The sequence below is a fragment of the Bartonella elizabethae F9251 = ATCC 49927 genome (assembly GCF_000518165.1).
GTDB lineage: Bacteria > Pseudomonadota > Alphaproteobacteria > Rhizobiales > Rhizobiaceae > Bartonella > Bartonella elizabethae.
In genome coordinates this window covers 65,338-78,297 of the sequence record NZ_JADB01000003.1, presented here as the reverse complement: position 1 = coordinate 78,297, position 12,960 = coordinate 65,338, and the positions used below count along the sequence as shown (strand labels likewise).

Here is a 12,960-nt window from a genome sequence, read left to right as displayed (position 1 = left end):
AATGATGTGTTTACTCAGGACTTTCTCCTTCAAACATCTGTACAGGCTGTCCGGGCATAATCGTAGAAATAGCATGCTTATAAACCAATTGCGCGTGTCCATCTCGACGCAAAAGGACACAAAAATTATCAAATGAAGTTACAATACCCGTGAGTTTAACGCCATTAACAAGAAAAATTGTAAGGGAAATTTTTTGCTTACGCACCGTATTTAAAAACACATCTTGCAGGTGTTGTGATCGCTCTGCCATTATTCTTACACCTTCATCTCGATTGCATAAAATATTCGTGCATGCATATCGACTGAAAAATATTCAATTGTCAACGTAGAAGCTTCAAATTTTAGCAACAAACAACTGAAATATTAGAAAAAACTGCTCTTTAAAGCAATAATAAAGCACAGCTTATGAAAATCTATCATTAAATTCAAATTTTTTTCACGTTTACTTTTTTATGAACTTACAGTTAAGAAACAAATTTTTATACATCCTAATCTATCACAAACGACGTATGAAACGATTAATCCCCTTTATTTAGAATCAATAAAAGGAAGCAGACAAAACACTTATACCGCGCATCGATAAGCAAAAATGCATTGGCACCACACTATTTTTTCAATATTAATATATAACTGCCATTAAATTGTCCTTATCTCAAAGAAAATAAGCTAATAAAGTTTTTTATAAGCACAAGTTGTAAACAGTATTTTTGTTTTTTTTAGAATCAAATAATAAATTGTTTTTATTATATTTTATAACCTTTTTAAACAGAGTGTAAGATACTGCGTTAACTTTATTTTGATAAGTTTTTAAATTTTTTTCCTCAGCATATTCCTTTCTAAATGATTAACAGCTAGTATGCGGAAATTATGTGGAAGAGGACGTATCCCTTTTTCCCGTCTGTAAGAGTACGAGGCGAGTATGGCACGCAGAACCAAATTGCAAACATTTGAAGTTGAAGTTGAAGAAGCCCTCACAAAAGCGATGAACTTTGATTTCGATGACACAGAATTTGAGACAATATCATCGAATAACTCTGAAAATATCGTTAATGTCGATGATTTGATTCAAAAAATTGCAATGGCAGAAGAAGAATTTTTTGCTGAAAATGGTCCTTCAACTTTTGTCTCTAATATTCATGATGATGCTGTTATTGACAAATCCGTTGTTGGACAGCTTTTTGCTCCAAAAACTTCACCTGATATTTCAGGGGGAACGGTTCACAATACATTGTTATCGTCAAAACTTCTTCCTGCAAATGATGATATAACAACCCCTGTAAATTTTGGACTCTTAAAGCACCGTTCTTCCTCTCGAATCTACTGGTATACAACAGCGCTTAGTGCTTTATGGGCAACTGGGGGAGCTTTTATTGCCCATAAACTCGCCCCAGCTGGACTAAGCTCCTTGTCTAATATCAGTACTTTTGTGACATCCCCAACAGGACTCGCTGTAGCGGCCGGAACAGCAATTCCCATCCTTATATCTTGGGGTGTTGCTCAATTAACAAAACGTTCTAACGAATTGCATAATATTGCTCTTCTAATGACAAATGCTGCGCAACGCCTTAGTGAACCACAACAGTTATCTGAAAAACAAGCTATTGCGATAGGGCAAACCATTCGTGAAGAAGTCGCAGCAATGAACGAAGGGATTGAAAGGACTCTTGGACGTGCTGTTGAACTTGAAGCAATCATACAAGGTGAAGTTCACAACCTAGAACAAGCTTATGCTGAAAATGAATCACGCATTCATACACTCATCAAAGAATTGAGTAATGAACGCATAGCCATTTTGAATCATGCCGATCGCGTACAATCAACAATTAAAGGAACACAAGAACAACTGAGTGATGAATTTGGCTTGGTTACTTCTAAAATTGTCACCAATGTTGAAAAGCTTGCACAAACTCTTTCTCAAACTTTACAAAAACAGGGTGAAGACCTTGTTGAAAAACTTTCCTATGCCGGTGATGGTGTAACAAATCAGCTTGTTGAGAAATTTAACGAAACAACAACACAAATTCAGCAGAAGAACACAAAGTTTTTTGATGAATTAGGAAAAAACTTTGATGGTTTTGCAAAACGATTTGATTATAATGAGAAACAAATAGAAAAAACCTTTAACGAAACAGCAGCAAAAGCAGAAGTGCATGCTGCTAAAATTGCAACGCATATACAAACAGTAACCGATCAAACTTTGCACGTTGTCGATGAAAAGTTTAAAGCCTTAGATAAAGCTCTTCTTGATCGCAATAATCAATCTCTAAAGAACTTTGATGAGAAAATTTTAAAGCTTGATGATCAAGCACATAAACTCTCTTCTAAATTTGATAATGTAACCTCACAAGCCATTGGAGCCTTTGAACAACGTTTAGCAACTGTTGATCTTTCTCTTAAAGAACACAGTAACTCCATTATTGATTCCTTTATAGAACGCAGTCAAGCTTTAGAGGATAATGCCGAAAAACTTGGTAACTTTTTGGAAGCTCATGTTTTGAAAATAAATGAAAATCTCCAAGAAAAAACAGCAGACATTACCCATGCATTTACAAATGGACGTGAAGCTATTCTGTCTGCTATTGATAAAAGTAAAGAAAACTTGAGAGAAGAAATTCAACATATCGACAATGCCATTGTTGATATTATACAAGAACGTTCACAAGATTTTAAACTACAACTTTCTGATCAACGAGCTCTCATGGCAGACATGCTTGATAGCGAGAAGGGTAAAATCACTGATGCATTAAGAAATCAGATTGATGTCTTGGTCCAAAATACGTCTCATATTGAAAAAGTTTTGACTGAGAATGCTCAACTCGTTGATAAACAAGCTGGAAATCATATTGAAAATATCATTCAATGCACTGACAAATTACAAGAAGTCATTGTACAAAGTTGCAATACAACGCAAGATGCTTTAGAAGCACAAGCGAGAAATATTGATATCCGTGCCGATGCTTTGCGTGACTCTTTGGCAATTAATAGCTTTTCTCTTAATGAAGTTCTTGCTGATCAAGCGCGCACTCTCGAACAGCGCATGGAAACAATCCATAATCTCATCGCAAAAAGTGATATACGTGTCGATGTAGCATTGAAACAGCAAATAGACTTAGTTGAGAGTGCAATCGCCGCCAATAATAAAAACATTACTGAAACAGTTCAAGATCATATAAAAAACCTTGAAAGCCACGCTGAAGTTTTAAAGAATACTCTCTCTCAATCGAGTGGTGTTTTCTTCGAAACCCTTGAAACGCGTATGGAATCATTCGATACAAATTTAGAAGATCGTGCACACAAAATTTTTGAACGGGCAACAACGCTAGAGGAAACATTATCTGAAAAATTTAGCCAAGTCTGTGAAGCCATTGATATGCAAACATCTGTTATTGAGGAACGTTCTGACACGTTAAAGACGTCTCTCATGCTGAGTAATGAGCAAAGTCAAATAATTCAACAAGCGCTGGAAAATAGTGTTGACAATATGCGTGTTAGCTTAGAAGATTCTGTTAATACAGTCACAGATAATCTGCATAATAAGATTATAAAAGCTTCTGATATGCTTTCTTCTACGGGTGAACAAATTCTCTCATCTGTTACAAATGCTACTGCACAAGCTGAAAATATTCTCTCAGAGTCAGGCAATCGCATCGTATCAAACGTTAAGAAAACAGTGTATGATACCAGTGAAAAAGTTCTGTCCGTTCTGTCTGAACAAACAGCGCATACCGTCGAAGCCTTCGCAACAGCCAGTCATAATGCACAAGCATTATTGAATGAAACAATTCACACATCAACAACAGCAATAGAGCAAGTCCTTAATGAACGTTGTGATGTTCTTCATCATTCTATGCAAAGTCTTAAAAGTAATTTAGGCTATCAGCTTTCTGATGTAACAAGCCGTCTGGAAGATGCGAAGAATCAGACAGCAATACAAATTTCAGAACATGTTGGAAAAATAACAGAGCTGACAAACCACTTAAATCAAGCAGCACAAAGTACAACAGAATCAATTGATTCTTTAACGCAGCATATCGGTGAGCAACTCTCTCTCTCCACACAAGATGCTGAGCAAAGAATTTATGCACATAATGAATCTTTAGTGAATAGCTTAAACAAAGCAAACTCTGAAACACTTCAAACAGTAACAGCTATGAAGGAAGAGCTTGTGAATAATGTCTCGTCCATCTTACAGCAGTTGAATCAATCAATTTACAACTTCCAAGAAAATAGTAATGTTTTATTATCAGCTGTTCAAAATATCGATGGTCAGTTTAATGAAACAACGAACAATTTTTTCCGCAACACGAACCAAGTAGCAGAGCGTTTATCAGTCTCAAATCAAGCACTTAATAATAATGTTGAAATTCTGCAAGGACTCTCAAACAACACCTTTGAACAAATTAATCATATAACGAATAGTTTTGGTGAACATGCGAAAACACTTTCCAAAACTATTCATGTTCTTGAACAGTCTGAAAATTCACTAAGTTCAACGCTTGAAGAAAAACGTAATACACTTTCTGCATTAAGCGATGCACTTGTTTCAAAGTCTCATGAAATTAATCAAATGATTGAGCATTATGAAAAAATCTTCAACTTAGCCCTTGAACGCTCTGATAAGAATGCGCGTAACGCCACAGATTCATTCCAACAATCGCTTAATAGGCTTATTAGTGAAGCGTCAACGCGTTTTTCGGGAGCAGCAGAAGATATACGTCGCTCCGCGGATGAAGTTCGTTTAGAGCTTTCAAAGATTAATAATGATATTCATGAAAATGCTAAAAAGCTTCCAGAAAAAACAAAAGAAACAACGCAAACAATTCGTACGGCTTTGAATGAGCAAATTGCAGCATTAAAAGATCTCATCAGTGTTATACAAAATGATCAAAAGAGTGCAAAAGAACAGTTAATATCGGCATTTCCTACATCATCAGTGCTTAATAACAGAAGTGAGAATTCTCCTGAGTTCATTAAAAAGATCATTCCTCCTAAACCTGTTTTACAACAAGATCAAAGCATAAAAAGACCAAATAAATGGGTGTCAAATCTCTTAGAAAGAGCTTCACGTGAAGAAACATTTTATGATGAAACCCCAAATGATGCTGTTTTAACATCAGTACAAACAAAATCACGTCCTACAAACAGTTCTCTTAACGCGTTAGCATCAGGTATAGTGCAAGCGATTAATCATAATGCCATTGTTGAGCTATGGGATCATTATCAACGTGGCCAAAAAAACATCGTAACAGAACGCCTTTATACCTTGAATGGGAAAACAATATTTGAAATGATTAAGAAAAAATATATGAGTGATTTTGAGTTTAAGCGTTCAGTGAATCAATATGTTTCGGACTTCGAAAAGCTCTTACGTGATATATCGCGCAGTTCTGGTTCTTCCAACTCAGTTCGCAAATACCTGATATCAGATACAGGAAAAGTTTATACCATGCTTGCTCATGCAAGTGGACGAATTCAATAGACAACAAAAAAAGTGGAAAAAATATTTTTTCCACTTTTCTCTTTCCAGTTGTCTTAATTGCTCATCATAGAGTGCTTTACGGTCAGCTGGAGCTTTGTACTTCAAAGACTGATAATTGGCACGCATTTTTCCTTGATAACCTAAGTGATAACCCTAAAGAAAGCATACTAACTTATCAAACAGCCTATCATTCTCAAAAATGATAAAACATATTTTCTACTTCTTTATCCTCTCCTTAATCTTTTTATTTTTTATAAGAACAAAACCAGTAATATTATTTTATTTGCTAATTCTCAAAATTTTTCGTGCTTTTTATTAAAACAGCTCATAAAAAGCATCTCTATTCCTTTCTTAAAGTTTTTTTACCCACATACCGCTCTCGCTTAAAATATGTAAGTAAATATTCTTTATTATATAGACGAATTTAAAATCGATGAATCTTAGTGTATTCAAATTTCCCATCCACTATACGAGATATTTCATTCTAAATTATAAAGTAACGCATTATACGGAATATATGCATTCCTGTATAAAATGCGCAATGTAAGCTTTTTCAGTGAAATTTTTGTTTATTACAACACATGACTTACCAGTATATAAAAAATACAACTTTAAACGATTAACAATTAATTGAACAATAAAAAACACATCTTCCATTTTCAACGTTCCTATCTTCTTATCAAAAGAGCTGAACAAACGGTTTATAACTTTCAAATTTCTGTTTTAAAATTTCTTCTACTTCCGTATAGAAATTTAAATAAAATATATACTTTATAAAAAGCGAATGAAATGAATAAGTAAGCTCTTCTTTTCTTTCCTTATTTTGTAAGCATTGCAAAAAGAATAATGGCTTGGTAATGTAATCATTATTAAATGTTTTATTTGCTTGTAGACTAATCACTTTTACGCATTTTATTAAGGAAAGAAAAACAAACGTGCCGCTGTCAATAAAATTATTCCTGCGCACAAATGAAAAGAAACATCAAACTGGTTTTACGATCCAGAAGAATTTTCTCATGCTCATGCATTTTGATATTCAGAGAAATGAGGATCTATTAATGGATAAAACCTTATCGTAGATGGAAATATAATAAACATACACTAACTTGGATATCATAAAAATGTCTAGAGAACGAAAGAGTAATTTCAGTTCACCAATAGCTGAACTTGACAGTGCTGCACTTTTTTATCACCAACATCCCAAACCTGGAAAATTGGAAATACAAGCAACAAAACCTCTTGATAATCAACGTGATTTAGCTCTTGCTTATTCCCCAGGTGTTGCAGCACCATGTCTTGCAATTCATAAAGATCCCAATCTTGCTGCTCAATATACATCTCGTTCTAATTTAGTCGCTGTTATATCAAATGGAACGGCTGTTCTTGGTTTAGGAAACATTGGGCCACTCGCTTCAAAGCCAGTTATGGAAGGCAAAGCCGTTTTATTCAAAAAATTTGCCAATATTGATGTTTTTGATATTGAAATTGATGCATCCGATATAGAACAAATGGTACAAACGGTATCTACCTTAGAACCTACATTTGGTGGTATTAATCTTGAAGATATTAAGGCTCCTGAATGTTTTGAAATCGAAGAAAAGCTGCGCGCTAAGATGAATATTCCAGTTTTTCATGATGATCAACATGGAACGGCCATTATTGTTTCTGCGGCTGTATTAAATGCCTTAAATCTTTCAGGAAAAAAAATTGAAAATGCAAAAATAGTTACTTCAGGTGCCGGTGCTGCCGCCCTTGCTTGCCTTAATCTTTTGGTCCGTCTTGGGGCAAAAATTGAAAATATTTGGCTTAGTGACTTAGAGGGAGTTGTTTATGAAGGCCGCCAAACCCTTATGGATCGTTGGAAAGTCAATTATGCACAAAAAACTGACGCACGAACTTTATCTGATATTATTAATGATGCAGATATTTTTTTAGGACTATCGGCGGGTGGTGTTTTAAAGCCTGAATATCTTAAAAAAATGGCTCGAAATCCACTCATTTTAGCACTGGCTAATCCAGTACCAGAAATTATGCCGGAAGAAGCACATTCTATACGACCCGATGCAATGATCTGCACAGGGCGCTCTGATTATCCCAATCAAGTTAATAATGTCCTTTGTTTTCCCTATATCTTTCGTGGTGCATTAGACGTAGGTGCGACTGCAATTAACGAAGAAATGAAAATGGCTGCTGTTCATGCTATAGCTGGCCTTGCTCGTGAAGAAACTTCAGATGTTGTAGCCCGTGCATATGCAAAAGCACCGCCTAATTTTGGACCCAACTACCTGATCCCCTCTCCTTTTGATCCGCGTTTAATCCTACGTATTGCTCCTGCTGTTGCTAAAGCAGCAATGGCAACGGGTGTTGCCCTTCGTCCCATTGAAGATATGGAAGCCTACCATGATATCCTCAATCGATTTGTTTTTCTTTCTGGTTTAACAATGAAACCTGTATTTGCTGCCGCAAAAACAGCAAAACGTAAACGCGTCATCTACGCCAATGGTGAAGATGAACGCGTCCTTCGTGCAGCGCAAGTTGTCATTGAAGAACAAACAGCAACACCTCTCCTTATTGGCCGTCCACATGTTGTAGAAGCAAGATTAAAACGCTTTGGTTTGAAAATTCGCCCTAATATAGATTTTGAATTAACAAATCCTGAAGATGATCCACGTTTTCGTGATTATGTTAATTTATTTTTTCATTATACAGGAAGACGTGGCGTTACACCTGAAATGGCAAAAACAATCGTGAGAACATCAACAACGGCGATTGCTGCCCTTGCCGTCATGCGTGAAGAAGCAGATGCGATGATTTGCGGCTTAGAGGGGCGTTTTGAACGTCAACTTGAATTGATCGAACAAATTATCGGACTTGATCCTCATGTTCATCGTTTTTCTGCTATGAGTTTGCTTATCTCTCAACAGCGTACTCTTTTTCTCACCGATACTTACGTTAATGAAAATCCTTCTGCAGAAGAAATCGCTGAAATGACTGTATTGGCAGCTCAAGAAGTTGAAGCATTTGGAATAACACCCAAAGCAGCTTTACTATCACACTCAAACTTTGGTTCTAAAAACACAGAAAGTGCGCGTAAAATGCGCCGTGCAACAGAAATTCTTGCCAAATTACATCCTCATTTAGAAGCAGATGGTGAAATGCATGGTGATGCTGCTCTTTCCAAAGTTTTTCGTGATCGTGTTTTTCCTGATTCTCGTCTCAAAAGTGAAGCAAATTTGCTTGTCTTTCCAACTCTTGATTCAGCCAATATCACGCTCAACACTGTTAAAAGCCTCACAAATGCACTCCATGTTGGTCCTATTTTAATTGGGGCCGCACGCCCCGCCCATATACTAACGCCTTCAGTAACTTCCCGAGGCGTTGTTAATATCACAGCCCTTGCCGTCCTTGCTGCAAATAGAAAAAATAAACTTATAAAATAAATGTATAATAAAACTTCAAAGTTTTTTTAATATTAAGGTATAGCACTTCACGCATTTGCAAAATTCTTTTCTCTCTAGAAAAGACAGCTATGTTCTGGATTAAGGCTTTTTTTTAAAGAGAAAAAAGGCTAAAAGGATGGATATTAAATGTATTTTGAATTTACTAACTCTATAATAAGGAATCCATACATTGCCTTCCACATTTGATAAAGTTGCTGATATTATTGCAGAAATCAGTGAAATTGACCGCAACACAATCACACCTGAAAGTCATACAATTGATGATTTGGGTATCGATAGTCTTGACTTTCTTGATATTGTTTTCGCTATTGATAAAGCTTTCGGAATAAAAGTTCCCCTAGAGCAATGGACGCAAGAAGTCAATGAAGGTACGGTTGCGACAGAGGAATACTTTGTTCTTAAAAACCTTTGTGCAAAAATTGATGATCTCGTTGCCTTAAAACAGGCGGAGTAATTTTTTGACTATGCATGATCAATCTGTATTCATCACCGGTATAGGCCTCATAAGCTCTCTGGGGGAAGGAACTGATCAACATTGGAATCTTTTAAATGATCCAATCTGTAAACCAAACCTAGATTGTACAACTTTTTCACCCTACACAGTTCATAAATTGCCCGAAGTTGATTGGAGTTTACAAATTCCCAAAAAAAGTGATCAACGGCAAATGGGAACATGGCAACGTCTTGGTACCTATGCGGCTGGTCTTGCTCTTGATGATGCAGGCATGAAAAATAATGAACAATTCACGTCAACAATGGACATGATCGTAGCAGCAAGTGGAGGAGAACGTGATATTCCTGTTGATACACAGATTCTTTCTAAAGCGCGCGCAGTTACCGATCATGATTCTATGTTAAATGTTGCTCTTTCGACCGAGCTTCGTCCAACATTATTTTTAGCACAACTTTCAAATCTTCTGGCGGGAAACATTTCAATTGTTCATAAAGTCACTGGATCATCCCGCACCTTTATGGGAGAAGAAGGCAGTGGACTTTCCTCACTTCAAATTGCTGTCGCCCGTATTCAATCAGGACAAAGTACCCATGCTCTTATAGGCAGTTCCTATAACGCACAAAGTTATGATATGTTATTAGCCCATGAGCTTGGAGGGCTTTTAACCCATAATGGGTGGAGTTCAGTCTGGGATCGTGAAATTCATCCTGGTGGAGGTATTATTACCGGTTCTGGTGGTATCTTTCTGGTTCTTGAAAGTGGAGAACATGCAAAAAAACGGAATGCACGTGCTTATGCTGAAATTAGTCAAATTATTACAGACCAAACAGATAGAACCAAAATGCCGCTTAAGGAATCAATTACAACAATGTTGAAAACAATAGGCACTAAAGATTCCTTAGTCATTTCAGCAGCTTCAGGTGCTCATGAAGCAACAAAAGCAGAAAAAAATGCTCTTGATGATGCTAATCTATCTTACCGAGGTATTACAACATTATTTGGTTATATGCGAGAAGCACAATTGCCTTTAGCACTTGCCCTTGCAGCCCTTTCAATTGAGAAAAAACACTGTTTTCCAGCGTTAAGTCCTCATGAAAAACCTTTTTCTAAAGAAATTCATGAAATATTCGTTACAACGATTGGTATAAAAAGAGCTGAAGGTGTTGTGCGTCTTACTGCTGTTTGAAGGGAAATTTCTATCGTGAAATATCATGATCATTTTGGGCGTCCAATTGTAGCTATAACAGGAGCAGGTGTTGTTACATCACTAGGACAAGGGAAACGTGAAAATTGGCAAAAATTAACAAACGGTGTAAGCGGCATCCACAAAATAACGCGTTTTCCCGTTGATGGATTAAATACATATATTGCTGGAACAATTGATTTTCTTAAAGAAAGTACGCTTGGTGCTTCAGCTCTTTCTGAAAAGCTTGCCCATCTTTCTGCTGAGGAAGCTTTAGAACAAGCTGCTCTTGATAAAACAAGCTTTAATGGGCCACTCTTTCTAGCTGCACCTCCTGTTGAACTTGAATGGAAAGCACGTTTTAGTCTCGATCAAGAGGAAGAATTCAATCATGAGCCTTCTTATGCACACCTTCTTAAAATCTGTCAGCATAAACGCCATGAGGCACTTTTTGAAACCACACAATTTGCTGCAATTGCAGAAAAGCTGCAAAAAACATTTGGTACAAAAGGTCTTCCTGTTACCCTTTCCACAGCTTGTGCATCTGGTGCAACGGCAATTCAATTAGGCGTTGAATCTATTCGACGAGGTGAAACAAATCGTGCTCTTACTATTGCGACAGATGGATCAGTTTCAGCAGAATCTCTCATTCGCTTTTCATTACTCTCTGCTCTTTCCACTCAAAATGAACCTGCCGAAAAAGCAGCCAAACCCTTCAGCCGAGATCGAGATGGATTTGTTATGGCAGAAGGCTCAGGTTCTCTTGTTCTTGAGTCTCTTCAAAGCGCATTAAACCGTAATGCTAAAATTTTAGGAATTCTAGCAGGCTGTGGAGAAACAGCCGATGATTTTCACCGTACACGTTCAAAACCCGATGCATCACCAGCCATTGAATCCGTTCGCAAAGCCTTAAATGATGCACAAATAACCATTCATGAAATTGACTATATTAATGCCCATGGAACCTCAACACCTGAAAATGAGAAAATGGAATATCTTGCATTATCGACAGTCTTCGGTGATGTTCTAGAACATATTCCAGTTTCTTCTAATAAATCAATGATTGGACATACCTTAACGGCTGCTGGTGCCATAGAAGCTGTTTTTTCGCTTTTGACTATTCAATCGGGAATACTTCCACCTACCATAAATTACGATAATCCTGACCCTGCTATCCCTTTAGACGTTGTTCCTCATCATAGCCGTAAAGCGAATGTCAATGCGGTTTTATCCAACTCATTTGGATTTGGTGGTCAAAATACGAGTCTTGTTATCACAGCCTATAAAGGATAATCCTTTATAGAATAAAATTTTATAATGCTAACCTGGTAGTATATATTTTAGGGAATAATAATGCGTGCATTGCAACTCTTCGATGATCGTCAGCTTAAAATCAGCAATATTTCGCCGCCACCTTCACCTAGCCCTAATGAAGTAACAGTGCGGATCAAAGCTGTTGCTCTTAATCATATTGATGTATGGGGCTGGCGTGGGATGGCTTTCGCGAAAAGAAAAATGCCTCTTATCATTGGTGCAGAAGCTTCCGGTGAGGTTATACAGATAGGAGATGACGTTAAACATCTCCAACTTGGACAGATTGTATCAATTTATGGAGCACAAACCTGTGGGGTGTGCCAAGCTTGTCATGAAGGAAGGGATAATCTTTGTACAGATGTAAAGGGAGTCTACGGTTTTCATCTTGATGGATTTGCTTGTGAGCTTGTCAATTTGCCAGCACGTTTATTGATTCCAGCTCCTCCCCAATGTGATGAACTTCAAGCCGCTGTTGCTCCAATTACTTTTGGTACCGTAGAACATATGCTTTTCGATAACGCAAAACTACAAGCAGGAGAAACAATCCTGATACAAGCTGGCGGTTCCGGTATTGGTTCTGCTGCCATTCAACTTGCAAAACATATGGGATCTACCGTTATAACGACAGTAGGTTCAGATGAAAAAGTTGCAAAAGCACAGTCTCTTGGAGCCGATCATGTGATTAATTATCGTAAAGATCGTTTTGAAGGTGTAGTGCGTAAATTAACCCAAAAAAAAGGGGTTGATGTTGTTTTCGAGCATGTTGGGGTCGATACATGGAACGGTTCTTTGTTGTGTATGAAAAAAGGCGCACGCTTAGTAACTTGCGGTTCTACCTCTGGTGTTTCAGCATCAATAAATCTCATGCAATTATTTCAGCAACAACTTAAGATATTCGGTTCATTTGGCTGCCGTATGGAAAATATGAAAAACGCCATGCAAAAAATGGCACAAAAAGCCGTACACCCTGTCATTGATACAATTGTTGGACTTGATGAAATGGATACTGCTTTAAAACGAATGGAGAGCCGTGATGTTTTTGGTAAAATTATTCTTAAAATCAATTGAA

7 protein-coding genes are annotated in these 12,960 nt (G+C 37.0%); 6 read left to right on the top strand and 1 reads right to left on the bottom strand.

The genetic code is table 11. The features are described from left to right. Positions 1 to 10 precede the first annotated feature (10 nt). Positions 11 to 250 (bottom strand): RNA chaperone Hfq, encoded by a 240-nt coding sequence (gene hfq / locus T429_RS0104090; RefSeq protein ID WP_005773461.1) that lies wholly within the window; start codon positions 248 to 250, stop codon positions 11 to 13. 669 nt (positions 251 to 919) lie between these two features. Between hfq and T429_RS0104085 the strand changes: the two genes are divergently transcribed. The 6 genes from T429_RS0104085 (at position 920) to T429_RS0104055 (ending at position 12,959) form a co-directional block, all read left to right on the top strand. Next, positions 920 to 5,479, top strand: coding sequence for a coiled-coil domain-containing protein (locus T429_RS0104085; RefSeq protein WP_005773460.1), 4,560 nt, complete (start codon positions 920 to 922; stop codon positions 5,477 to 5,479). Between the two features lie 1,121 nt (positions 5,480 to 6,600). Continuing rightward, on the top strand, positions 6,601 to 8,919 hold the full coding sequence (locus T429_RS0104075; RefSeq protein WP_005773458.1) for an NADP-dependent malic enzyme: 2,319 nt from the start codon (positions 6,601 to 6,603) through the stop codon (positions 8,917 to 8,919). 190 nt (positions 8,920 to 9,109) lie between these two features. Continuing rightward, positions 9,110 to 9,394: an acyl carrier protein gene (locus tag T429_RS0104070; RefSeq protein ID WP_005773457.1), complete on the top strand. Its 285-nt coding sequence runs from the start codon at positions 9,110 to 9,112 to the stop codon at positions 9,392 to 9,394. Between the two features lie 10 nt (positions 9,395 to 9,404). Next, entirely contained in the window at positions 9,405 to 10,580 is a 1,176-nt protein-coding gene (locus tag T429_RS0104065) for a beta-ketoacyl-ACP synthase (RefSeq protein ID WP_005773456.1), read from the top strand. A gap of 15 nt (positions 10,581 to 10,595) precedes the next feature. Next, a complete protein-coding gene (locus T429_RS0104060) occupies positions 10,596 to 11,870 on the top strand; it encodes a beta-ketoacyl-ACP synthase (protein ID WP_005773455.1) in 1,275 nt (424 codons plus the stop codon). Positions 11,871 to 11,930: 60 nt separating this feature from the next. Beyond that, positions 11,931 to 12,959: a zinc-binding dehydrogenase gene (locus tag T429_RS0104055; protein ID WP_005773454.1), complete on the top strand. Its 1,029-nt coding sequence runs from the start codon at positions 11,931 to 11,933 to the stop codon at positions 12,957 to 12,959. The last annotated feature ends 1 nt before the right edge of the window (position 12,960 follow it).